This is a genomic window from Collimonas humicola, assembly GCF_018304945.1.
Classification (GTDB): domain Bacteria; phylum Pseudomonadota; class Gammaproteobacteria; order Burkholderiales; family Burkholderiaceae_D; genus Collimonas; species Collimonas humicola.
In genome coordinates this window covers 1,633,692-1,655,410 of the sequence record NZ_JAGQEE010000001.1, presented here as the reverse complement: position 1 = coordinate 1,655,410, position 21,719 = coordinate 1,633,692, and the positions used below count along the sequence as shown (strand labels likewise).

The 21,719-nt window shown below is 61.1% G+C and carries 22 protein-coding genes; 11 read left to right on the top strand and 11 right to left on the bottom strand.

Annotated elements, in window-relative coordinates; translation table 11 throughout:
- Positions 1 to 58: 58 nt before the first annotated feature.
- Positions 59 to 952 carry a 3-hydroxyisobutyrate dehydrogenase gene (gene mmsB, locus KHU30_RS07420; RefSeq protein ID WP_211441910.1) on the top strand — a complete coding sequence of 298 codons (894 nt, stop codon included), beginning with the start codon at positions 59 to 61 and terminating at the stop codon, positions 950 to 952.
- An 8-nt stretch (positions 953 to 960) separates the two neighbouring features.
- Here mmsB and KHU30_RS07415 read toward each other — a convergent pair whose 3' ends face one another.
- Positions 961 to 1,305 carry a helix-hairpin-helix domain-containing protein gene (locus KHU30_RS07415; protein WP_230427221.1) on the bottom strand — a complete coding sequence of 115 codons (345 nt, stop codon included), beginning with the start codon at positions 1,303 to 1,305 and terminating at the stop codon, positions 961 to 963.
- A gap of 49 nt (positions 1,306 to 1,354) precedes the next feature.
- Here KHU30_RS07415 and KHU30_RS07410 point away from each other — a divergent pair, with 49 nt between their 5' ends.
- The gene (locus KHU30_RS07410; protein ID WP_211441909.1) at positions 1,355 to 1,789 is read left to right on the top strand and encodes an Rrf2 family transcriptional regulator; all 435 of its coding nucleotides are present in this window, start codon (positions 1,355 to 1,357) and stop codon (positions 1,787 to 1,789) included.
- 278 nt (positions 1,790 to 2,067) lie between these two features.
- Positions 2,068 to 3,315, top strand: a complete 1,248-nt coding sequence (locus tag KHU30_RS07405) for an MFS transporter (RefSeq protein ID WP_211441908.1) — start codon at positions 2,068 to 2,070, stop codon at positions 3,313 to 3,315.
- Between the two features lie 419 nt (positions 3,316 to 3,734).
- Here KHU30_RS07405 and KHU30_RS07400 read toward each other — a convergent pair whose 3' ends face one another.
- Positions 3,735 to 4,304: an elongation factor P gene (locus KHU30_RS07400; RefSeq protein WP_211441907.1), complete on the bottom strand. Its 570-nt coding sequence runs from the start codon at positions 4,302 to 4,304 to the stop codon at positions 3,735 to 3,737.
- 138 nt (positions 4,305 to 4,442) lie between these two features.
- Positions 4,443 to 5,612 carry an elongation factor P maturation arginine rhamnosyltransferase EarP gene (earP, locus tag KHU30_RS07395; RefSeq protein ID WP_211441906.1) on the bottom strand — a complete coding sequence of 390 codons (1,170 nt, stop codon included), beginning with the start codon at positions 5,610 to 5,612 and terminating at the stop codon, positions 4,443 to 4,445.
- Positions 5,613 to 5,752: 140 nt separating this feature from the next.
- On the opposite strand from earP, the gene KHU30_RS07390 reads away from it, so the two are divergent.
- From KHU30_RS07390 to KHU30_RS07375, 4 genes are all read left to right on the top strand, one after another.
- Positions 5,753 to 5,995 carry a hypothetical protein gene (locus KHU30_RS07390; RefSeq protein ID WP_211441905.1) on the top strand — a complete coding sequence of 81 codons (243 nt, stop codon included), beginning with the start codon at positions 5,753 to 5,755 and terminating at the stop codon, positions 5,993 to 5,995.
- 255 nt (positions 5,996 to 6,250) lie between these two features.
- Complete coding sequence (gene adh, locus KHU30_RS07385) at positions 6,251 to 7,771, top strand: aldehyde dehydrogenase (RefSeq protein ID WP_211441904.1); 1,521 nt, start codon at positions 6,251 to 6,253, stop codon at positions 7,769 to 7,771.
- A 238-nt stretch (positions 7,772 to 8,009) separates the two neighbouring features.
- The gene (locus tag KHU30_RS07380) at positions 8,010 to 8,408 is read left to right on the top strand and encodes a DUF779 domain-containing protein (protein ID WP_211441903.1); all 399 of its coding nucleotides are present in this window, start codon (positions 8,010 to 8,012) and stop codon (positions 8,406 to 8,408) included.
- A gap of 195 nt (positions 8,409 to 8,603) precedes the next feature.
- On the top strand, positions 8,604 to 10,514 hold the full coding sequence (locus KHU30_RS07375; RefSeq protein WP_211441902.1) for a sigma-54-dependent Fis family transcriptional regulator: 1,911 nt from the start codon (positions 8,604 to 8,606) through the stop codon (positions 10,512 to 10,514).
- A gap of 18 nt (positions 10,515 to 10,532) precedes the next feature.
- Here the strand turns inward: KHU30_RS07375 and KHU30_RS07370 are convergent, their stop codons facing one another.
- From KHU30_RS07370 to KHU30_RS07345, 6 genes are read right to left on the bottom strand one after another with little or no spacing between them, the layout of a single operon-like run.
- A complete protein-coding gene (locus tag KHU30_RS07370) occupies positions 10,533 to 11,051 on the bottom strand; it encodes a DUF2867 domain-containing protein (RefSeq protein WP_211441901.1) in 519 nt (172 codons plus the stop codon).
- The gene (cydX, locus tag KHU30_RS07365; RefSeq protein ID WP_211441900.1) at positions 11,048 to 11,221 is read right to left on the bottom strand and encodes a cytochrome bd-I oxidase subunit CydX; all 174 of its coding nucleotides are present in this window, start codon (positions 11,219 to 11,221) and stop codon (positions 11,048 to 11,050) included. Before cydX ends, KHU30_RS07370 begins: the two co-directional genes overlap by 4 nt.
- A 21-nt stretch (positions 11,222 to 11,242) precedes the next feature.
- Positions 11,243 to 12,382, bottom strand: a complete 1,140-nt coding sequence (gene cydB, locus KHU30_RS07360) for a cytochrome d ubiquinol oxidase subunit II (RefSeq protein ID WP_211441899.1) — start codon at positions 12,380 to 12,382, stop codon at positions 11,243 to 11,245.
- Positions 12,383 to 12,394: 12 nt separating this feature from the next.
- Positions 12,395 to 13,981 carry a cytochrome ubiquinol oxidase subunit I gene (locus KHU30_RS07355; protein WP_211441898.1) on the bottom strand — a complete coding sequence of 529 codons (1,587 nt, stop codon included), beginning with the start codon at positions 13,979 to 13,981 and terminating at the stop codon, positions 12,395 to 12,397.
- Positions 13,978 to 14,205 (bottom strand): cytochrome oxidase putative small subunit CydP, encoded by a 228-nt coding sequence (gene cydP / locus KHU30_RS07350; protein ID WP_211441897.1) that lies wholly within the window; start codon positions 14,203 to 14,205, stop codon positions 13,978 to 13,980. The genes KHU30_RS07355 and cydP overlap by 4 nt, the downstream gene beginning before the upstream one ends.
- A gap of 7 nt (positions 14,206 to 14,212) precedes the next feature.
- Complete coding sequence (locus KHU30_RS07345; RefSeq protein WP_211441896.1) at positions 14,213 to 14,872, bottom strand: GbsR/MarR family transcriptional regulator; 660 nt, start codon at positions 14,870 to 14,872, stop codon at positions 14,213 to 14,215.
- 248 nt (positions 14,873 to 15,120) lie between these two features.
- On the opposite strand from KHU30_RS07345, the gene ppa reads away from it, so the two are divergent.
- Positions 15,121 to 15,660, top strand: coding sequence for an inorganic diphosphatase (gene ppa / locus KHU30_RS07340; protein ID WP_062114092.1), 540 nt, complete (start codon positions 15,121 to 15,123; stop codon positions 15,658 to 15,660).
- Positions 15,661 to 15,729: 69 nt separating this feature from the next.
- Here the strand turns inward: ppa and KHU30_RS07335 are convergent, their stop codons facing one another.
- Complete coding sequence (locus tag KHU30_RS07335; protein ID WP_211441895.1) at positions 15,730 to 16,614, bottom strand: EamA family transporter; 885 nt, start codon at positions 16,612 to 16,614, stop codon at positions 15,730 to 15,732.
- Between the two features lie 97 nt (positions 16,615 to 16,711).
- On the opposite strand from KHU30_RS07335, the gene KHU30_RS07330 reads away from it, so the two are divergent.
- Entirely contained in the window at positions 16,712 to 17,626 is a 915-nt protein-coding gene (locus KHU30_RS07330) for a LysR family transcriptional regulator (RefSeq protein WP_211441894.1), read from the top strand.
- Positions 17,627 to 17,677: 51 nt separating this feature from the next.
- On the opposite strand, the gene KHU30_RS07325 is transcribed toward KHU30_RS07330, so the two are convergent.
- The gene (locus tag KHU30_RS07325) at positions 17,678 to 18,853 is read right to left on the bottom strand and encodes a GNAT family N-acetyltransferase (RefSeq protein ID WP_230427220.1); all 1,176 of its coding nucleotides are present in this window, start codon (positions 18,851 to 18,853) and stop codon (positions 17,678 to 17,680) included.
- 137 nt (positions 18,854 to 18,990) lie between these two features.
- Here KHU30_RS07325 and KHU30_RS07320 point away from each other — a divergent pair, with 137 nt between their 5' ends.
- The gene (locus KHU30_RS07320) at positions 18,991 to 21,045 is read left to right on the top strand and encodes an NAD(+) synthase (RefSeq protein ID WP_407928027.1); all 2,055 of its coding nucleotides are present in this window, start codon (positions 18,991 to 18,993) and stop codon (positions 21,043 to 21,045) included.
- Between the two features lie 180 nt (positions 21,046 to 21,225).
- Complete coding sequence (locus tag KHU30_RS07315; protein ID WP_038487829.1) at positions 21,226 to 21,564, top strand: P-II family nitrogen regulator; 339 nt, start codon at positions 21,226 to 21,228, stop codon at positions 21,562 to 21,564.
- Positions 21,565 to 21,719 lie beyond the last annotated feature (155 nt).

The following is a 21,719-nucleotide window of genomic DNA, read 5'->3' as shown; positions in this document are numbered from 1 at the left end:
GCCGCCATGCAGGTGACGGCGGCAGGCGATGCAAGACCACGCGAGAAAGAGACTTAGCATGAACCACGAAATCGTTTTTATCGGCCTCGGCAACATGGGTTTGCCGATGGCGCTCAACCTGGTCAAGGCTGGCCACAAGGTCAGCGGCCATGACCTGGTCGCCGCCAGCGTCGAGAAATTCGCCGCCGGCGGCGGCAGTACTGGCGCCGACCTGGCCGCCGCTGTCGGCGCCGCCAAGGTGATCATCACCATGCTGCCCGCTAGCCGCCATGTCGAAGGCGCCTATCTCGGCGCCAGCGGCATCCTGGCGCAGGCCGCGCCCGGCACTTTGCTGATCGACTGCTCCACCATCGCTCCCGACGCTGCCCGCAAGGTAGCGGCGGCAGCGCGCGACAAGGGCTTCACCATGCTCGATGCGCCGGTCTCCGGCGGCACCGGCGGCGCGCAGGCCGGCACGCTGACTTTCATGGTCGGCGGCTCGGCCGAAGGCTTCGCCGCGGCCAAGCCGTATCTGGAAAAGATGGGCAAGGCGATCTTCCATGCCGGCGACAATGGCAGCGGCCAGACCGTAAAGGTGTGCAACAACATGCTGCTGGGGATCCTGATGATAGGCACCTCGGAAGCGATCCGGCTGGGCATGGCGAACGGCATGGATCCCAAGGTGCTGTCGGAAATCATGGCCAAGAGCTCGGGCCGCAATTGGGCGCTGGAAGTCTACAACCCTTGTCCCGGCGTGATGGAAAATGCACCGGCCTCCAAGGGCTACAGCGGCGGTTTCGGCGTCGACCTGATGCTGAAAGACCTCGGGCTGGCGGTGGAGAACTCGCTCTCGACCGGCAGCAGCGTGCCGCTCGGCGCGCTGGCGCGCAACCTGTACGATATCCACAGCAAGAGCGGCGCCGGCGGCCTGGATTTTTCCAGCATTTTCAATATGCTGGCCAAGGCGGATTGATTTATCGCCTAGCCAGACTTGAGCAGGCGCTTGCGCTCTGCCGTGTACGACCACCACGGCAGCGGCTCGGCGCCTTCCATATAGCGCACCGCCGACATGAACACGTCGATCACGCAGGGATCGTGGCGGGCGCCGGTCGTGCTGCATAATTTCTCATACATCTGCAGCGGCGATTTGCCGATCAGCTGCGCCGGCTGCAGGATGCCGATGCAGCGCAGGTCGGCGGCGCCGGCCTTGCTGATATTCGGCAAATCCTCCAGCTCCACCACGGCGTCTCTTTCCAGGTACTTGGGCATGTTGTTCTCGTCATTCAGATAGTGATTGGCCGCGCGCGCCGGCAGCCTCATAAGCATATACCAAGATATTCGTTGCACGATTATCTGTATGCAATATAATTACAGTATGAAGTCCAGTCGATTTGCCGTCGCGGCGCATATCTTAGTCAGCGTGGAGTACGCCACCAGGGGCGGGGAAGTGTATTTCCCGTCCACGGCGATTGCTGCCAGCGTCAATACTAATCCGGTTTTCGTGCGCGAGCTGCTGCGCAAGCTGAGCAAGGCCAAGCTGGTGGTGACCAAGGAAGGCAAGGGCGGCGGCGTGCAGCTGGCGCGGCCGGCATCTGCCATCAACCTGGCCGAGATTTACCTGGCGGTGGAAGAGGGGCCGGTGCTGAAGCACAATACGCGCTCGAAAGACCTGTGCTGCCCGGTCAGCTGCGGCATGGACATGGTGCTGGACCCGGTGGTGTCGGAAGTGGAAAGTGCTTTGCTGGATATTTTGCGGGAAAGAAAGCTGTGCGAGCTGGTCAACAAGATCGCCGGCAGGGCTGGAAAATAGGCTGTTTTTTTATGGATAACTGTATTCTGGTATATTACAGTTAGTTTTTTCGGGGCAGGAAGGATCATTTCGATCCTATTTTTATGTTCTTAACTGTATCTAAAAATAATACAGTTTAATCGAGGCGCATCGTATCGCATCGCTTCGATGCCATTGCAGTGCAGTCGGCGAGCGGGCGGGTAGTGGGTAGCGGGTCAAGGCCGGCCGGCTGGTCTGAATCAATTTTTTATTCGGCTTATTTAATCGCTGGTCCTGGACCAGGCGCAGGGGAGTTTTACATGGAAAAAAATCTGGCGGCGCTCAGCGCGCAAAACGACAGCCTTCTGGATATGCCGGCCCACGCGGCCAGCGCGGCATCGCCGCTGCGCTCCTGGCTGTCGGTGGTGTCGGTGGCGATAGGCGCTTTTGCTTTCGTGACGACGGAATTCCTGCCGGTGGGTCTGCTGCCGCAGATCGCCAGCGATCTCGGCGTCTCGCCGGGCACGGCGGGCCTGATGGTGACCACGCCCGGCATCATCGCCGCGATTTCGGCGCCGGGCCTGATGCTGGGAGCAGGGCGGATTGACCGCCGCTTCATCCTGCTGGCGCTCTCTATCCTGCTGCTGACATCGAACCTGGTGTCGGCCTTCGCGCCCAGCTTCGGCATCATGCTGCTGGGGCGCGCCCTGCTGGGGGCGGCCTTGGGCGGTTTCTGGACCCTGGCGCTGGCGACTGCGGGACGGCTGGTGCGGCAAGAGCACGCGGCCAAGGCGACGGCGATGATACTGAGCGGCGTCACTTTCGCTACCGTGATCGGCGTGCCGCTCGGCACCTTCATCAGCGGGCTGTATTCGTGGCGCGCCTCGTTCATCGCCACCGGCGCCCTGGCAGCGGTGGCGCTGGCGGCGCAGGCTTTCCTGTTGCCATCCTTGCCGTCCAAGGCGGCGATCCGCTTCAGCGACCTGCGTGCCCTGCTGAGCCGCTCGACTGCCCGCAAGAGCCTGCTGATGGTGGCGCTGGTGTTTGGTGCGCATTTCTCGTCCTATACCTATGTCACGCCTTTCCTTGCGCAAAACAACTTCAGCTTGCCGGCGATTACGTCGGTGCTGCTGGGCTTCGGCTTCGTCGGCTTTATCGCCAACCTGGCGATCTCGACGACCGTGACGCGTCATCTGCAGGCTTCGCTGTTCGCCATGGTGGCGATCTTGCTGGTGGCCCTGGCGACATTGCCGCTGGTGCATGCGTCGCCCGCTGCGGTGGCGGTCATGGTGCTGGCCTGGGGCGTCGCCTTCGGCGCGATCCCGCTCTGCCTCAGCATTTGGCTGCAGCTCTCTTCTCCGGATTTGCCGGAAGCCGGCTCGGCGCTGTTCGTCAGCATCGTCCAGGTGGCGATCGCGCTGGGTTCCTTCACCGGCGGCGTGGTGGTCGATGCGGTAGGGATTTCCGCCACGCTGTGGCTGGGTGGGTTCCTGGCGCTGACCAGCCTGGCGGTGATTGCCAGTTTTGGCATGGGCAACAAGAGGCTGGCGGAAGTGCTCGCTAAGTAATCGGGCCGGCCAATAGCGCGGGGGCTTTGTCCAGGCGAGGCGACCCCGCCTGGTCGGCCGTGTCTGGGCAACCCCTCGCTGCGCGCTGCGGACTAGGTGTTCCCAACTAGGCGTCCCCGACTAGGCGTCCCCGACATTCCCGCGAACGCGGGAATCCAGGTTGCTGAATATGGCCGTGAAAATGGATCCCGCGTTCGCGGGGATGATGGAGTCAGTTAAGAAGTGAATCCTCGCTCAAATATCGACCTGATTTGATCCCGGACTTGATTTCCATGTCGGAAAACCAGCGCGGGTGGATGCTGTTTTTTTTTGGGGGGGGTGATGTGATTGAGCACTCGCTCCGAAAAATTGCGCAGGCAAAAAAAACGCCGCCGATGATCGGCAGCGTTTTTTAGCGGGCAGAAGGGGGGGGGCTATTATTAAGCGCGCTTCTTGAACTCGTTGGTGCGTGTGTCGATTTCAATCACGTCGTCGGAGCTGACGAACAGCGGCACCATGACGATGTGCTGGTTGGCTTCGATGGCGTTTTCAATCTTGGCTTCTTTCAGGACGTTGCCCGAAGTGTTGCCCTTGACCGCCGGCTCCGAGTAGACCACCTGGCGCTGGATCGTGGTCGGCAGTTCGACCGAAATTGCCTTGCCGTCGTAAAACACGGCTTCGCATTCCATGCCGTCTTTCAGGTAGTGCAGGGCGTCGCCCAGGTTTTCTTCTTCGATTTCGTATTGTTCGTAATCAGCATCCATGAACACGAACAGCGGATCGGCGAAGTACGAATAGGTGACTGGCTTCTTGTCGAGGACGACCACGTCGAACTTGTCGTCGCCGCGGAAGACGTTTTCCTGCGGGCTGTTGGTCAGCAGGTTCTTCATCTTCCACTTGTAGGTGAAGCCCGTGCGGCTCGAACCGTTGACGTCGGAGCGCAGAACGATCATAGGCTTGCTGTCAACCATGATGATGTTGCCGACACGAATTTCTTTTGCTGGTTTCATAGCGAATATACGTAAAAAGTAGGTTGCATAAAAATCATCTGTAGCCTACTGGCAGGAAGCACCGCAAGCCCACGTATGATTGAATTTTAGAATGCGTCAAAAATTAGCCCTATATTTTAACCTATTTTTCCATGCCCCTTACTTAACTGTTTCGACGAACTTGCATAAATTGGCGGCCAGGTCGCCATTTGCCAGCAATTGACTCTCCCAACTTGTAGACAATCTGGCAATTTCCGGCAGCTCGGCCTCAAGCCGGCGCCATGCCACGTTCCAGTCGACGGCTTCGCCGGCGGCGCCGTTCCATCCCAGGGTGAAAGCAATCAGGCTGGCGGTTTTTGCGCTGGTCGCTTGCAGGAAGGCATTGAGCTTGACGTGATGCAAATCCTTGTCTTGCGGATAGATATGCCAGATGAACGGCTTGGCGGCCCACTGCGCGCGCACGAAAGAATCCTCGCCGCGGACGAAATTGAGGTCGCAAGCCCATAGCAGCTTGTCGTAATCGGGCTGCGGCACGAAGGGCAGCACGCGCACGGTCAGCGCGCCGCGGTTGGCGCTGGCGCCTGCGGTGGCGGCTTGTCCGAGAAATGCCTGGACGGCATCGGTGGCCACGCCTTCCGGCACCAGGCAGGTGATCGTCCGGCCGCTGTCTTGCCAGGTTGCGAACAGCTCGGCAACCGGTGCCTGGGGGTAGCAGAACAGGGAGATTTTGAGGGATGCCATCTCGGCCGGCGTGACGCCGAACTGTCCGAGAAAAGCGCTGATTGCCGCCGCATCCTGCTGAAATGCCCGGCGCTGCTGGAGCAAGCCGGATTCCAGCGGCAAGCCGCCGGTGCGGCTGGTGAAGCCGGGGAAGAAGAAGTATTTGGTCAAGGATTGCGGCTGCGGCGACGACAAGGCGTGGCAGCCTTCCACCCATTCTTCCGCACTCAGTCCTTCCAGGTTCAGCCACACCGGACGCGGACTGCGTTCCGACATCGCCTGGATATAGCCGGGTGGAATGTCGCAGGCAAAAAACTCGATCACGATATCGGCCACGTCTTGCGCGCTGAATGCGCCTTGCTGGTCGCGCCAATGGCGTACCGTGACGCCGCTGATCAGCTGCAGCTCCTGGTCGACGCCGACTTCAGGGCAAATCCGCCGGAAGCTCTGCAAGTCGTCGACCCACAGGGTCACGGCAATCCCATGTTCCTGCTCCAGCTGCCGCGCCAGGCGCCAGCAGATGCCGATGTCGCCATAGTTGTCGACGACCTTGCAAAACAAGGCCAGGGATGTTGGCGGACGCTGGTCGGAAAGGGATTTCGGCTGCATGGTCTGATGATTCAAGATTCGGTTATCGATTATCGCGGGCATTTTTTATCGCCGGGCGGTGCCGTATCCGGCCGGCTAGTGTAATAATGCCAGCCCCGTATGATACAGGACCATGCACAGAACAATGAGGACCATAAAAGATGACGAATGAGCGCGACCTGATTGCCAACCTGACGCTGGCGGTGATCGACCTGGCAGGGGCGGTGGCGCAGATCGCCGAGACCATGCCGGAACATACCAGGGCGCAGATCAACGATTCCCTGAATGTGGCGGTGACCAAGCTGGAGCAGGTCGCTATCGCCATCAGCGTTGACGATGGCGCGCCGGCCGATGAAGCCGGTCACGCTGAAGCCGCGGCGCCGCAGGAAAGTTGCGCGGCCTGATGCCGGTGTCTCCCGGCCGCAGCATGGCGGCCGGTCCCTGTGTTGCATTTCGCAGCAGATGTGCCGCGCAACTGTTCAATAACTGAACATCTTCCTGGCGTCCAGGCATCCATCCGAAACCGATCTCCCCCTCTCTTGCCTGGTGTTTGGCCGCTCCTGGCATGCGCCGGCTGCTGGCACGTTCATTGCGCCATGTCAGGTGTAGTTTGTAACTATCCATCCTAGACAATGACTCCAACCAGGACAGAGGACGACATGAATCTCGCAGACATCAGCAAGCTAGCTACCCGCAATCCATTCAAGCAACGTTACGACAATTTCATCGGCGGCAAGTTTGTGCCGCCGGTCAAGGGTGAGTATTTCGAGAATGTCAGTCCGGTGATCGGCAAGACCTTCTGCGAAATCGCCCGTTCCAGCGCGGAAGACATCGAGCTGGCGCTGGACGCCGCCCACGCCGCCAAGACCGCCTGGGGCAAGACCTCGCCGGCCGAGCGCGCCAACATCCTGAACAAGATCGCCGATCGCATGGAAGCCAACCTGGAATTGCTGGCGATCGCCGAAACCATCGACAACGGCAAGCCGATCCGGGAAACCACCGCCGCCGACATTCCGCTGGCGATCGACCACTTCCGCTATTTTGCCGGCTGCATCCGCGCCCAGGAAGGCTCGGTGGCGACCATCGACGAGCAGACCTATGCCTATCATTTCCATGAGCCGCTGGGCGTGGTCGGCCAGATCATTCCCTGGAACTTCCCGATCCTGATGGCGGTGTGGAAGCTGGCGCCGGCGCTGGCGGCCGGCAATTGCGTGGTAATCAAGCCGGCCGAGCAGACGCCGGCTTCGATCATGGTCTGGATCGAGCTGGTGCAAGATCTGCTGCCTCCCGGCGTCCTGAATATCGTCAACGGTTTCGGCCTGGAAGCCGGCAAGCCGCTGGCGTCCAGCAAGCGCATCGCCAAGATCGCTTTCACCGGCGAAACCACCACCGGCCGCCTGATCATGCAATATGCCTCGCAAAACATCATTCCGGTGACGCTGGAACTGGGCGGCAAGTCGCCGAACGTGTTCTTTGCCGACGTGATGGACCAGGACGATGCCTTCTTCGACAAATGCCTGGAAGGCTTCGCCATGTTTGCGCTGAACCAGGGGGAGGTCTGCACCTGTCCTTCGCGCGCGCTGATCCAGGAATCGATCTATGAGCGTTTCATGGAGCGCGCGTTGAAGCGGGTCAAGGCCATCAAGCAGGGCAATCCGCTCGACAGTGCAACCATGATCGGCGCCCAGGCGTCGCAGGAGCAGCTGGAAAAGATCATGTCTTACATCGACATCGGCAAGCAGGAGGGCGCCAAGCTTCTCACCGGCGGCACGCGCAAGCAGCTGGGCGGCGATTTCGATGCCGGCTTCTATGTGGAACCGACGGTATTTGAAGGCAACAACAAGATGCGCATCTTCCAGGAAGAAATCTTCGGCCCGGTGCTGTCGGTAACCACCTTCAAGGATGAGGAAGAGGCGCTGGCGCTGGCCAACGACACCTTGTACGGCCTCGGCGCCGGCCTGTGGACGCGCGACGGCTCGCGCGCCTTCCGCATGGGCCGCGCGATCCAGGCCGGCCGCGTCTGGACCAATTGCTATCACCTGTATCCGGCCCATGCGGCGTTCGGCGGCTACAAGCAATCCGGCATCGGCCGCGAAAACCACAAGATGATGCTGGATCATTATCAGCAGACCAAGAACCTGCTGGTCAGCTACAGTCCCGACGCCTTGGGCTTTTTCTAAGGGCCCGTTAGGGAATAAGTTGGGCATTTGGGCGGCCGTAGCTGAATGCGATGCAAGGCGCCCGACGCGCTGCAGTGCGAGCACTGCAAGCGGTGGGCAACGCAGCAGCGCGCCAGCTACGGCCGTCCAAATGTTCAAGTTATTTCCTGGCGGGGCCTAAACCCGCTGCGGTCCTGCCTGGCAAGCGTCAGGCGGGACCGTTTTTGCCACCAGTTGCTTGCTACCTGCAAGGTCAATCATGCCCTCGATTATCGCCCGCGTCAGCGCCACCGCCGCCGCACTCGAGCTGTTGCGCAGCCTCAGGCAAAAGCACGGTCCGGTGATGTTCTTTCAATCGGGCGGCTGCTGCGACGGCAGTTCGCCCATGTGCTACGCGCTCGGCGATTTCCAGGTCGGCGATGCCGACGTCTATCTGGGCGACCTGGACGGCGCGCCGTTCTACATCGGCGCCGAGCAGTTTGAATATTGGAAACATACTCAGCTGATCATCGATGTCGTGCAGGGCAACGGCGGCATGTTTTCCCTGGAAAACGGCAGCGGCCTCAGGTTTCTGAGCCGCTCGCGCTTGTTCAGCGACGACGAATATGCCAAGGTGGCAGAAACGCCTTTGCTATTGGGCAGCCAGTCCAGCAACTGACGCTGCTGTCCGGGTTGGCTGGGGTACGCCTGGCGCAGCGGCAGGAGTTTCCTCCATCCCTCTTGACCATGCTGCGCCGTGCGTCGCAGTTTAATCACGTCGATAGTCATTCGAAGGTAGACTAAGGGTTAATTACCTCTAGAGGCGCGTCAGCGCCCGACGCAAAGGCGGGCATTGCCGGCCGAAGGAGACCCGATGAGTGACCTCTCATGCAACAGGCCGGCCGAGCGCTTCGCGCTGGCGGCCAGCGACCCCGGCGTGATCGAGAAATCGCACCAGCGTTCCAGCGCCTACGGCCTGGCGCGGCAGGACAAGCCCGATATCGGGCCGCTCGGGGCGGCTTCACTGTCCTTGCTGCTGGAGCAGAACCACGCACTGTACACGCATGCCTTGCCGGTCATGGAAACGCTCTACGAGCAGATCATCAATACCCACAACATGGTGCTGCTGACCGATGCCAGCGGCGTCATCGTGCATGCGCTGGGCGACGACGATTTCCTGGTCAAGGCCGAGCGGGTGGCGCTGAATCCGGGCGTGGCCTGGTCCGAACAAAGCAAGGGCACCAACGCCATCGGCACCGCGCTGGCGGAGCGGGCGCCGACCACGGTGCATGCCGACGCCCATTATCTGCAGGCCAACCATTTCCTGACTTGTTCGGCGGCGCCGATCTTCGACCACCAAGGCAAGATCCTCGGCGTACTGGATGTCAGCGGCGACCGCGACAGCTATCACAAGCACACCATGGCGCTGGTGCGGATGTCGGCGCAGATGATCGAGAACCAGCTGTTTACCGCCGCGTTTGAAAATGCGGTCGCCCTGCATTTCCACAGCCGGCCCGAATTCGTCGGCACGCTGATGGAGGGCATCGCCTGCTTTACGCCGGGCGGGCGCTTCCTGTCGGCCAACCGCAGCGCCTTGTTCCAGCTCGGCTTGCCGCTGACGGCATTGCAGTCGCATACCTTCAGCTCGCTGTTCGGCTTGCCGGTATCGACCCTGTTCGATCATTATCGAACGGCGGCGCCTGGCTTGCTTGATCTTTGCCTGCACAGCGGCGTCAGAGTATCTGCGAAAGCAGAGCTGCGGCTGTCGAACAGCGTGTTCCAGCATTTCAGCGAAGTCCGCCCCGCGGCGGATGCCGCCGCGCCGGCGCTGTCGAAATCGCCGCCGCGTCTCTCCAGCCTGCGTTACCTGAATACCGGCGATCCGCAGATGGCGGCGCTGATCGGCAAGCTGGACAAGGTAAGAGGGCGCGACATTCCGGTGCTGATCACAGGTGAAACCGGCACCGGCAAGGAATTGCTGGCGCAGGCGATCCACAACGATTCACCGCGCCGGCATGGCGCTTTCGTCGCCGTCAATTGCGCATCGATTCCGGAAACGCTGATCGAATCGGAGCTGTTCGGCTACGAAGAGGGAGCATTTACCGGCGCCCGGAAAAAAGGCGGCCAGGGCAAGATCCTGCAAGCCAACGGCGGCACCTTGTTCCTGGATGAAATCGGCGACATGCCGCTGGCCTTGCAGGCGCGCCTGTTGCGCGTGCTGCAGGAACGGATGGTGACGCCGCTGGGCAGCACCAAGTCGATTCCGGTCAACCTGGCGCTGATCTGCGCCACCAACCGCAACCTGCGCGAACTGATTGCCGCCAGCCTGTTCCGCGAGGACTTGTACTATCGCCTGAACGGGCTGGTGGTCAAGCTGCCGCCCTTGCGCGAACGTTCCGACCTTGAAGCCATCGTCAACAAGCTGCTGCTGGAAGAGCCCGGCGGCGAGCCTTGCTGTACGGTTGCGCCAGAGATCATGGCGCTGTTCCATCGCCACGGCTGGCCGGGCAATTTCCGCCAGTTGAGCAACCTGCTCAGGACCGCGGTGGTGATGGCCGGCGCCGACCGGGTGATCCGGCTGGAGCACTTGCCTGACGATTTCCTGGAGGATATGCAGGCGTTGCCGCCGGCAGCGCTTAACGCAGCCGGCAGCGGCAGTCTGGAGGATCGGGCTGTGACGGCTGTGAGGCAGGCGTTCGAGGCCAGCGGCGGCAACGTTTCCGCTACCGCCAAGGCCCTGGGTGTGTCGCGCAATACGGTGTACCGCAAACTGCACCTGCGCTGAAAGCTTGGCCCGTAGCGCTCAGGAAGGATGTTGCCGGAAGCGCGCATGTTCCAGCAGATGGCGCACGATCAGCCGATGGAAGGGCATGATCGTCGCCAGATAGGCGCGTCCCGCCAGGTTGTTGGTCTTGACGATGGTCGAGACCGTCACCTGCGTCGCTGCCGGGCCGTCCGGCGCGACCCTGATGCTGATGCGGAAATCCAGATGGCGGTCGTCAAATCCCAGCACCACTTCGCGCTCCGATTGCGTCACCAGCGGAAAGCCGCCAACCGTCTGCTCCGACGCGTGCGGATCGTCGACGCCGATATCCACCGTGCGCAGCCGGAACAGCCTCACCACGCAGTTGCGGGTCGCCACCAGTTGCCTGATCCAGCCCGGCGGATGCTTGATGATGGCGTCGGCGGCCTGCCTGGCGCGGAGTCCCGGCAGGCCGGCCTGCACCTGATAGGCGTCGACAAAGTCATGGCCGGGCAAGAGCGTTTCGCAATCCGGGCTGGGTGCAACCAGGTTTGCCACGGCATGGGCGGCGGCGCTCATTTCTTGCGTCCCCGTGCTTGTTCATGCTCGGCCGCAGCGCTTTCAAAGCGCTCCCGCGTGGTTTCTTCGTCGCGGCTGCCGAAGGCGTAGTTGGCCTCCAGCCACATGACGTTGATGATGCCGAAGGCCAGCGCCAGGCCGACGCCTAATATCCATGCGAAATACCACATAATCTTCTCCTGTCTGTGTGCTCAGTAAGCAGTGTGCTGGTTGTCTTCGATATGCTTGAGCGTGACCTTGCCGCGCATGACCCGGTACACCCAGCTTGTATACAGCATGATGACCGGCAGCATGACGACCACTACCCAGAACATGATGCCCAGCGTCTTGTGGCTGGATACAGCATCCCAGATCGTCAGGCTGCTGTTGGGGTCGAGCGAAGACGGCATGATGAACGGGAACAGCGAGGCGCCGGCGGTGAGGATGATGGCGGTGACGCAAAAGCCGCTTGAGAGGAAGGCGGCCATGGCCTTGTTGGCGGCGCTGAACAGCACGCACAGCAAAGCGCCGGCGACGGCGATGCCAGGCAGGGCCCAGATCGCAGGCCAGCGCGCATAGTTGTCGAACCAGGCGCCGTTGGCAGTAGCGACGGTCTTGACGATAGGCATGAAGGCGCCGTTGGCGTCCGGCATGGCGGTGACGCGATAGCCGTGGATGCCGAAGGCCACCCAGAAACCGCCGGCCACGAACAGCAGCACCGTCGCCAGTCCGGCTACCTTGGCGACGCCGCGCGCACGCTGGGCGATCAGGGCATCGGTCTTGACCTGCAGGTAAGCGGCGCCGTGCATCAGCAGCATGGCCACGCTCAGCAGGCCGGCCAGCAAGCCGAAGGGATTGAGCAGCTGGAAGAAATTGCCGGTGTATTCCACCCGCATGGTGTCGTCGTAATGGAAAGGCACGCCGAGGAACAGGTTGCCGAAGGCGACGCCGAAAATCAGCGGCGGCACGAACCCGCCGGCGAACAGGCCCCAGTCCCAGGCATTGCGCCAGCGCGTGTCGGCGACCTTGCTGCGGTAATCGAAGCCGACCGGCCGGAAGAACAGCGAGAACAGCAGCAGCATCAAGGCGACATAGAAGCCCGAGAACGCAGCGCCGTAGACCAGCGGCCAGGCCGCGAAAATGGCGCCGCCGGCGACGATGAACCAGGTCTGGTTGCCTTCCCACGTGCTGCCTATTGAATTGATGACGACCCGGCGTTCGCTGTCGGTCTTGCCGATAAAGGGCAGCATCATGCCGACCCCGAAATCGAAGCCGTCAGTCAGGGCGAAGCCGATCAGCAGTACGCCGACAAAGCCCCACCAGATTACTTTCAAGGTTTCATAGTCAAACATTGCGATTTCTCCTTATGCCTTGGCGTTCGAGGCCATTGTGGATGCTTCCAGGCGTTCCCAGTGGTACTTGCCGGTATGCAGGCTGCTCGGCCCGCGGCGGGCGTATTTGACCATCAGTATCATTTCAATGATGAACAGGAAGCCATAGAAGCCGAGGAAGCCGGCCAGGCTGAAGTAGAGGCTGCCAGGCTGCAGGGTGGAGGCCGACAGGTGGGTCGGCAGCACGCCCGAGATGGTCCATGGCTGGCGGCCGTACTCGGCCAGCAGCCAGCCCAGCTCGATGGCTACCCACGGCAGCGGGATGCTGTACACCGCCAGGCGCAGCAGCCAGCGCTGCTTGGCCAGCTGCTTGCGGATCAGGAAGTAGAACGAGCATGAGAAGATGAACAGGAACAGCATGCCCAGCCCGACCATCAGCCGGAACGACCAGAACATCGGCGCAATCTTCGGGAAAGTGTCGTTGACTGCCATGGCGATCTGTTCCGGCGTGGCGTCGACCACGTTCGGCGTGTACTTCTTCAGCAGCAAGCCATAGCCGAGATCGTCTTTCAGCTTGTCGAAGGCGGCCACCGCCTCGGGCGACTTGTCGCCGCCTTTCAGGCGGGTCAGGGCGGCGTAGGCCAGCATGCCGTTGCGGATGCGCACTTCATGCTCTTTCTTCAGGTCCTGGATGCCGGTGATCTGCTTGTCGGCCGAGCGGGTGCCGATCAGGCCCAGCACGTACGGGATCTTGACGGCATAGTCGGTGCGCTGTTCTTTCTCGTTCGGCCAGCCGACCACGGTGATGCCGGCCGGCGCCGGCTCGGTATGCCATTCGGCTTCCATCGCCGCCATCTTGACCTTGTTCACTTCACCCGCGGTATAGCCGGATTCGTCGCCCAGCACGATCACCGACAGGACCGAAGCCAGGCCGAAGCCGGCTGCGATCGCAAACGAGCGCAGGGCGAAGGCGGTGTCGCGGCCGCGCAGCAGATAAAAAGCGGAGATGCCCAGCACGAACATCGAGGCGGCGACATAGCCTGCGGACAGGGTGTGCACGAACTTCACCTGCGCCACCGGATTGAAGATGACGTCGATGATGCTGGTCAATTCCATGCGCATGGTTTCATAGTTGAACTCGGCGCCGACCGGATTGTTCATCCAGCCGTTGGCGATCAGGATCCACAGGGCCGACAGGCTGGAGCCGAACGCCACCAGGAAGGTGACCAGCAGATGCTGGACCCGCGACAGGCGATCCCAGCCGAAGAAGAACAGGCCGACGAAGGTCGATTCGAGGAAGAAGGCCATCATCCCTTCGATCGCCAGCGGCGTGCCGAAGATGTCGCCGACATAGTGCGAGTAATACGACCAGTTGGTGCCGAACTGGAATTCCAGGGTGATGCCGGTGGCGATTCCCATGGCGAAGTTGATGCCGAACAGCTTGCCCCAGAAGCGTGTCATGTCCTTGTAGATCGGGCTGCCGGTCATGACATAGACCGACTCCATGATGACCAGGATCCACGCCAGCCCGAGGGTGAGCGGCACGAACAGGAAATGGAACATCGCGGTCGCAGCGAACTGCAGGCGCGACAGGGCGACGACTTCATCGATAGGAATCATTGGCGGGCCTCAGAAGGGGATAGATGGGAAGGGGTTGCGGCGGGCTGCGGACTGAGCATGTGCTGTTCTACAAGGTCGGTCGGCATGCGCATTTTCTTGGTCTGCGGCTCGGAAAAGAAAGCTTTCCAGAGCACGGTCAGCAGCGCAATCTTGACGATCAGGATCAGGGTGATCTCGACCGCCAGCGGCAGGCGCGTAAGGCGTTTGTTCAAGGCGAAAGACATAGGGCGTCTACTCCTTCAGCTTGGCGTTCTGGTGCACATCGGGGTGATCGTTGCCGCTCTTGGTCTTGCTGCCCGAGCCAGGCATGCGGAACTTGTCGCGTACATCCAGCAGCTTCTTGACCTTGGAACCCATCTTCATCAGCGAAGCCAGGGTGTCCGGCGAGAGCCGCTGCACATCGTCAAACCAGGAACTGGACAGCTCGATCAGGTTGTACATTTCGCGCATCCGCTGCTGCGCCTGCTGGTCGGTCTCGTTGGCAGGGGTTTCCAGCAGCGCATCGCGCAACATCGATAAGGTCGGCTCGATTTCGCGGCGCCGGCGCTCTTCCAGCAAAGTCTTGAAAATGTCCCAGATGTCTTTCGGCGGTTCGAAATACTCGCGTCGATCGCCGGGGTGATGCAGCAGCTTGACCAGGCGCCACGATTGCAATTCTTTCAGGCCCATGCTGACGTTGGAGCGGGAAAACGTCAGGTACTCGGCAATCTGGTCGGCATTCAAAGGTTGCCCCAGGACATAAAGTAACGCATAAATCTGGCCGACGGTGCGATTGATGCCCCAGCGGCTGCCCATTTCGCCGAAGTGCGAGATGAAGCGCTGGGTGAGCGGCGTCAAGGGAGTCAGCGGAGCGCTGGCGATGCTGGTGTTGCCGGGAGGGATGGTGTGCATGGTATTTTGAATTTTCAGTAATTACTGAAATATAAGATAAAACAGAAATACTTGCAAGGATCGTGTTGTGCCGCATCATTTGCCGCGATTAATGCTTTGCCCGCAACGAAGCGCTGACAAATTGCTGAAAAGATATCGAGCAAGCGCAACATAACGTGATGTTGCATCGCACGATAAGCCCATCAGCCGTTATAATTTAAGGTTGCAGATGCAGTAGCAAACTTTTTAATTATTGACGAGAGCACACCATGAGTCTGAATCAAGTATCGGCCGGGCGCGATTTGCCAAACGATTTCAACGTCATCATCGAAATCCCGATGAATGCCGATCCGATCAAATACGAAGTCGACAAGGAATCGGGCGCGATTTTCGTGGACCGCTTCATGGGCACTGCGATGCACTACCCATGCAACTACGGCTATATCCCGCAAACCTTGTCGGAAGACGGCGATCCGGTCGACGTGCTGGTGATCACGCCGTTCCCGCTGTTCCCGGGCGTGGTGGTGCGCTGCCGTCCGGTGGGCGTGCTGAAGATGTCGGACGAAGCCGGCCAGGACGCCAAGCTGCTGGCGGTGCCGGTCGACAAGGTGCTGAGCATCTATACCCACTGGCAAAAGCCGGAAGACATGAATGAACTGCGCCTGAAGCAGATCCAGCATTTCTTCGAGCACTACAAGGACCTGGAAAAGGGTAAATGGGTCAAAATCGACGGCTGGTTCGGCCCTGACGAAGCGCGCAAGGAAATCCTGGCGGGCGTCGAGGCTTACAAGAAGTCCATCGCGGCTTGATTGGCCGGTACTACGGCCTGCCTGAGCGGGCCGGGTTTTACTGAAAAAGCGCACCGTGGTGCGCTTTTTTCATGGCCTGGCGGTTTTCAGCAGCAGCATCAGGCGGCCGCCGAACTGGTTCAGCAGCAAGCCGCACAGCACCAGCAGCCCGGCCGTGATTTTCCACGGCTGCAGCGCTTCTCCCAATATCAGGGAGGCGCTCAGCATGCCGGCCACCGGCACCAGCAGCGAGAACGGCGCGACCGTAGCCGCTGGGTATTTGCGCATCAGGGTCGACCAGATGGCGAAGCCGAGGATGGTGGTCGGATAGGACTGGAACAGGATGGCGCCGGCCGAGGTCCAGTTGAAGCGCTGCGCCGCATCCTGCCAGGCGGCCGCACCCTCAAACGCCAGCGATGCCAGCAACAGCGCCGGCGCCGCCATCAGCGCACCCCACGCCACCAGCGCCAGCGGATTGACTTTGCCGATCTGCTTGGTGACGATATTGGCGGCGGCCCAGCTGAGTCCGGCCGCCATCACCAGCAGGAAGCCGAGCACCGTTGCCGTGCCATCCAGATGGGCGGCGACCACGCCCATGCCGGCAAAGGCAACCACGGCCCCGAAGATCTGCGCCGCGCCTGCCCGTTCGCCCAGCATCAGCACCGCCAGCGCTACCGTAAAGAACACTTGCAGCTGCATCACCAGCGACGCCAGCCCCGGCGCGAATCCCAGCTTCATGCCGATGAACAGCAAGGAAAACTGGCCAGCGAACTGCAGGCCGCCGTAGGCAAGCAGCAAGCGCCATGGAATGGCTGGCCGCTTGATGAAGAACACCAGCGGCAGCGCCGCGAACATGAAGCGCAGCGCGCAAAACAGGATAGGCGGCAAACCCCGCAGGCCGATCTTGATGGCGACAAAGTTAAGGCCCCAGATCGAGACCGTCAGGATTGCCAGGAAAACATCGGTGGCTTGCATCTTGAATTACTCCGTGAAAGAAAGATGAAGCCAGTTTATTATTTCTGTATGATGATTAAATTAGGTTTTATAAAATCATTGATTCTATACAGAAAATATGATCGATTTGCAAAGAATGGTGGCTTTCGTCGCGGTGGCGGACCACGGCAGTTTTTCCATCGCGGCGGCGCGGCTGGAAGTGTCGAACTCGCATGTCAGCAAACAGGTCAGCGCGCTGGAGCGCGAGCTGCGGGTCAAGCTGCTGCAGCGGACCACGCGCAGCCTCAGCCTGACCGAGGCCGGCGAGGTGTTTTACCGGCGCTGCAAGGCGATCTTGTCGGAAGTGGCTGAGGCCGAGCAGGAAGTGCTGCGGCGCCAGGATTCACCGCAAGGCATCTTGCGGGTGACCGCGCCGGCTAATTTCGCCAATGTCTGCCTGCCGGATATCGTCTGTGATTTCATGCAGCAGCATCCGGAGATCGAGCTGGAGCTGACCCTGTCCGACCAGTTTTTCGACCTCGCCGAACGCTCCATTGACGTCGCGCTGCGGATCGCCAATACGCCGCCGGAGAACGTCCATGCGCGCATGCTGTACCGGGTCGGCTGGAGCGTGGTCGGCAGCGCCGAATATTTCGCCACGCGGCGCTTGCCGCAGACGCTGGAGGAATTGCCAGCCTACGACTGCCTGGCCGACAACATCATGGGCGCCAGGGACATCTGGCAGTTTGAAGAAGTGGGCGGCAAGCCTGGATCGCGCCACGAAATCAGGATCACGCCGCACATCAATTGCAATAACAGCGTCTGGCTGCACCAGTGCGTGCGGCGCGGCATGGGCATCGGCTTGCTGCCGGATTACATGACGGGCGCCGACCTGGCGCAAAAGAAACTGATCCGGCTGCTGCCGCAATATGCACCGCTGCCGCAGCGCTGCCTGTACGGCATTTATCTGCCGAACCGCTATCTGTCGTCCAAGGTCAGGCTGTTTCTCGACGCCGTCGAGCAGGGATTAGGCCGCATCGCGGCCAGCGCCTGAGCGCCGGCAGCAGGCGCCCGCCGAACCGGTAAAGCGGGATGGATTGCCGAGTCAGCTTGGGACGGAACGGAAAGGATTGCGGTCGTTCAATTCATCCATGTAGCTGTCGATGCCGTCCGATTCGCGTTCCAGGAAATTCGCCACCGCATCGGCAAAACCCGGATGCGCCAGCCAGTGCGCCGACCAGGTTTTCTGCGGCAGGAAACCGCGCGCCATCTTGTGCTCGCCCTGGGCGCCGCCTTCGAAACAGGCGATCTGTTGCTCGATGCAGAATTCCAGCGGCTGGTAGTAGGCCGTTTCAAAATGCAGGCAGGGCACGAATTCCAGCGCGCCCCAGTAGCGGCCGTACAGGGTTTGCTCGGTATGGATCAGCAGCGAGGAAGCGATCGGCCGGCCGTCGCGTTCGGCCACGATCAGCAGGATGTTGTGCGGCATGCTGGCGCCGATGCGCAGGAAGAAGTCCAGGTTGAGGTAGGGCGTGGAGCGGTGCTCAGCGTAGGTGCGCGCATAGCAGCGGTTGAAAAACGCCCAGTCCGCTTCCGTGGCGTCGACGCCGCGCACCCGGCGCAGGCGCACGCCGGCCTCGGCCACCTTGCGCCGTTCGGCCACGATGTTCTTGCGCTTCTTGCGTTCCAGCGTAGCGAGGAACTGATCGAAATCGCGGTAGCCGGGATTGAGCCAATGGAACTGCACGCCGCTGCGCAGCATGAAGCCGGCCTGCTGCAAGGCTTCGGCCTGTTCCGCCGGGGGATACAGGATGTGGGTCGATGAAGTCTGGGTATCGCGCCGCAGCGCCTGCAGCACCTTGAGCAGCGCCGCCCGCGCGGCGGCGTCGCGCGCCAGCAGGCGGCCGCCGGTCACCGGCGTGAACGGAATCGCCGACAGCAGCTTGGGATAGTATTCCAGGCCGTTGCGCTGGTAGGCGTCGGCCCAGGCCCAGTCGAACACGTATTCACCGTAGGAATGGTATTTGACGTACAAGGGCAGCGCCGCCGCCAGCTGTCCGGCCTGGTTCCACAAGGTGAGGTACTGCGGCTGCCAGCCCGATTTTTCCGAAGCGCTGCCGCTTTCGTGCAAGGCGTGCAGGAAGGCGAAAGAGAGGAAGGGGTTGGCGTCGGCTTGCAAGCCCAGCAGTTCGTCCCATGCCGCCTGGCCGACCTCGCTCAGCGAGGCGACGATGCGGGTGGCGAACTGGCTGGCGTTCGGCTCTGTTGTTTGATTGATCAAGGACTGGACGTACCGTGAATGAAGAGGAAAACGAAAACGAGAAGTTTAGCAGCATCCCCACCGCTCTGCCGCGGCATCCTGAGCCTGGCGCATTACATGCGATAATTGAAAGCATCACGCAGAGCGCAGGAAGAATGATGACAACCAATAAATTTCTCAACCTTTACTCCCATGATTTCGCGCGCGTCGCGGTTGCCGTGCCCAATTGCCGGGTGGCCGATCCGGCTTTCAATGCTGCCGAAACCATCCACCTGGCGCGCCGTGCTCAAGAGCAGGGCGCCGTGCTGGCAGCGTTTCCGGAGCTGGGTTTGTCTGCCTATACCTGCGACGACCTGTTTCACCAGCGCGCCTTGCTGGATGCGTGCGAAGCGGCGCTGGCCGAGGTGGTGGCGGCTTCGGCCGAACTGTCGCTGGCGATGATCGTCGGCCTGCCTTTGCGGGTTGAGCATCAGTTGTTCAATTGCGCGGCGATCGTGGCCGGAGGCCGGATCCAGGGCATCGTGCCGAAAAGCTATCCCCCCAACTACGGCGAGTTTTACGAATTGCGCCAATTCAGTCCCGCCGAAAATACGGCGGTGCGCGAGATATCGCTGCTGGGAGCCAGGGTGCCCTTCGGCGCCGGCTTGCTGTTCGAGGTCGCCAACCTGCCGCTGCTGCGCTTCCATGCCGAGATTTGCGAAGACGTCTGGGTGCCGATTCCGCCATCGTCGTTTGCTGCGCTGGCCGGCGCCAGCGTGCTGGTGAATCTGTCCGCATCCAATGCGCTGGTGGGGAAGGCCGCCTATCGCCACCAGCTGGTCGCCCAGCAATCCGCGCGCTGCGTGTCGGCCTATTTGTTCACCTCGGCCGGCAAGGGCGAATCGTCGACCGACCTGGCCTGGGACGGCCAGGCCCTGATCTATGAAAACGGCGAACTGCTGGCGGAATCGGAGCGGTTCCTGGACGCCTCGCATCTCATTTTTGCCGATATCGATCTTGAGCGTTTGTCGCGCGAGCGCATGCGGCAGACCACCTTCGGCCAGTCGGTGCGGCGCCATGCGGCGGAGGTGGCGAAATTCGATGTGGTGCGTTTTGAACTGGCGCTGCCGCTGGACCAGGCCTTGCCGCTGGAACGCAAGGTCGAACGCTTCCCCTATGTGCCGGCCGACAGCAAACGGCGCGACGAGCGCTGCACCGAGGTCTACAACATCCAGGTGCAGGCGCTGGTGCAGCGGCTCTCTTCCAGCAAGCTGTCCAAGGTGGTGATCGGCGTCTCCGGCGGGCTCGATTCGACCCACGCCTTGCTGGTCTGCGCCAAGGCCATGGACCGCCTGAACCTGCCGCGCGCCAACATCCTGGCCTACACCATGCCCGGCTTCGCCACCAGCGAGCGCACCTTGCAGCAGGCGCGGCAGCTGATGCAGGTGGTCGGCAGCACGGCGGCGGAAATCGACATCCGCCCGAGCTGCCTGCAAATGCTGAAGGACCTCGGCCATCCTTACGCCGCCGGCCAGGAGCAGTACGACATCACCTTTGAAAACGTCCAGGCCGGGGAGCGCACCAACCACCTGTTCCGGCTGGCCAATTTCCACCACGCGATCGTGATCGGCACCGGCGACCTGAGCGAGCTGGCGCTGGGCTGGTGCACCTATGGCGTGGGCGACCACATGTCGCACTACAACGTCAACGCCAGCGTGCCGAAGACCCTGATTTCCCACCTGGTGCGCTGGGTGGCCGACACCGGCGCCATCGGCTATCTCGGTTCCGATGTCTTGCTGAAGGTGCTGGATACCGAAATCAGCCCGGAACTGGTGCCGGGCAAGGCCAGCGGCAAACCGGAGCAGATCACCGAGAACGTCATCGGCCCATACGAATTGCAAGACTTCAATCTGTATTACATACTGCGCTATGGCTTTGCGCCCTCGAAAGTCGCTTTCCTGGCGTTTTCAGCGTGGCACGACAAGAGCAAGGGCAGCTGGCCGCATGAGGATAAAACCGTCGCCAGGAACCAGTACGACCTGGCGGCCATCAAGCGCAACCTGGGGATTTTCCTCGATCGCTTTTTCCGCAGCAGCCAGTTCAAGCGGTCCTGCGTGCCGAACGCGCCCAAGGTCGGCAACGGCGGTTCCTTGTCGCCGCGCGGCGACTGGCGCGCGCCCAGCGATTCGGAAGCGACGGTATGGCTGGAGGATCTGGCGAAGATTCCGGACTGAGCGCACGACAGTTCAGGCCGTGTTGCATAACTCTCTTAAAAACAGAGTTATTGATTGCCGCGTATAGACAAATAGAGTTTTTCATATACTCTACGAGATTGCGCTTGATCCGGGCAGGAATCGGGCCTGGACGACAAGCACACTGCAACAGATTTATATTTAATGCCTAAAGGAGTTGCCATGAAGCAAATTACTGCCGTTATCAAACCCTTCAAGCTGGACGAGGTGCGCGAAGCCCTCGCCGAAGTCGGCGTCACCGGTCTCACCGTGACCGAAGTAAAAGGCTTTGGCCGTCAGAAAGGCCATACCGAACTGTACCGCGGCGCCGAGTACGTGGTCGATTTCCTGCCGAAGGTGAAGGTCGAACTGGTGATCGACGACGCCCTGACCGAACGTGCAGTGGACGCCATCATCAAGGCGGCGCGCACCGGCAAGATCGGCGACGGCAAGATTTTCGTGCGCAATATCGAACAGGTGATCCGCATCCGCACCGGTGAAACCGGCCCTGACGCCGTTTGAGTTTGCATGAGCAAGGTTGATGCAGTTTTTGCAGCAGCCTGAGCAGTCGTACTTCCTTCCTTTCAAGTTCTGCTAAGTTCTCATATCTGGCCGCGGTCGTTCGATGTACTGGATGACTGGCCGCGGCTCCAGGCTCACCGCAGTAACGCTTTCCC

Excerpts from the sequence above, each read along its gene's own strand:
- cydX (WP_211441900.1), bottom strand. The coding sequence starts at position 11,221 with ATGTGGTATTTCGCATGGATATTAGGCGTCGGCCTGGCGCTGGCCTTC.
- KHU30_RS07320 (WP_407928027.1), top strand. The coding sequence starts at position 18,991 with ATGACAACCAATAAATTTCTCAACCTTTACTCCCATGATTTCGCGCGC.
- cydB (WP_211441899.1), bottom strand. The coding sequence starts at position 12,382 with ATGTTTGACTATGAAACCTTGAAAGTAATCTGGTGGGGCTTTGTCGGC.
- mmsB (WP_211441910.1), top strand. The coding sequence starts at position 59 with ATGAACCACGAAATCGTTTTTATCGGCCTCGGCAACATGGGTTTGCCG.
- KHU30_RS07330 (WP_211441894.1), top strand. The coding sequence starts at position 16,712 with ATGATCGATTTGCAAAGAATGGTGGCTTTCGTCGCGGTGGCGGACCAC.
- KHU30_RS07315 (WP_038487829.1), top strand. The coding sequence starts at position 21,226 with ATGAAGCAAATTACTGCCGTTATCAAACCCTTCAAGCTGGACGAGGTG.
- KHU30_RS07380 (WP_211441903.1), top strand. The coding sequence starts at position 8,010 with ATGCCCTCGATTATCGCCCGCGTCAGCGCCACCGCCGCCGCACTCGAG.
- KHU30_RS07375 (WP_211441902.1), top strand. The coding sequence starts at position 8,604 with ATGAGTGACCTCTCATGCAACAGGCCGGCCGAGCGCTTCGCGCTGGCG.
- KHU30_RS07415 (WP_230427221.1), bottom strand. The coding sequence starts at position 1,305 with ATGCTTATGAGGCTGCCGGCGCGCGCGGCCAATCACTATCTGAATGAC.
- KHU30_RS07410 (WP_211441909.1), top strand. The coding sequence starts at position 1,355 with ATGAAGTCCAGTCGATTTGCCGTCGCGGCGCATATCTTAGTCAGCGTG.
- KHU30_RS07405 (WP_211441908.1), top strand. The coding sequence starts at position 2,068 with ATGGAAAAAAATCTGGCGGCGCTCAGCGCGCAAAACGACAGCCTTCTG.
- KHU30_RS07335 (WP_211441895.1), bottom strand. The coding sequence starts at position 16,614 with ATGCAAGCCACCGATGTTTTCCTGGCAATCCTGACGGTCTCGATCTGG.
- adh (WP_211441904.1), top strand. The coding sequence starts at position 6,251 with ATGAATCTCGCAGACATCAGCAAGCTAGCTACCCGCAATCCATTCAAG.
- KHU30_RS07390 (WP_211441905.1), top strand. The coding sequence starts at position 5,753 with ATGACGAATGAGCGCGACCTGATTGCCAACCTGACGCTGGCGGTGATC.
- KHU30_RS07400 (WP_211441907.1), bottom strand. The coding sequence starts at position 4,304 with ATGAAACCAGCAAAAGAAATTCGTGTCGGCAACATCATCATGGTTGAC.
- KHU30_RS07370 (WP_211441901.1), bottom strand. The coding sequence starts at position 11,051 with ATGAGCGCCGCCGCCCATGCCGTGGCAAACCTGGTTGCACCCAGCCCG.
- ppa (WP_062114092.1), top strand. The coding sequence starts at position 15,121 with ATGAGTCTGAATCAAGTATCGGCCGGGCGCGATTTGCCAAACGATTTC.
- cydP (WP_211441897.1), bottom strand. The coding sequence starts at position 14,205 with ATGTCTTTCGCCTTGAACAAACGCCTTACGCGCCTGCCGCTGGCGGTC.
- earP (WP_211441906.1), bottom strand. The coding sequence starts at position 5,612 with ATGCAGCCGAAATCCCTTTCCGACCAGCGTCCGCCAACATCCCTGGCC.
- KHU30_RS07345 (WP_211441896.1), bottom strand. The coding sequence starts at position 14,872 with ATGCACACCATCCCTCCCGGCAACACCAGCATCGCCAGCGCTCCGCTG.
- KHU30_RS07355 (WP_211441898.1), bottom strand. The coding sequence starts at position 13,981 with ATGATTCCTATCGATGAAGTCGTCGCCCTGTCGCGCCTGCAGTTCGCT.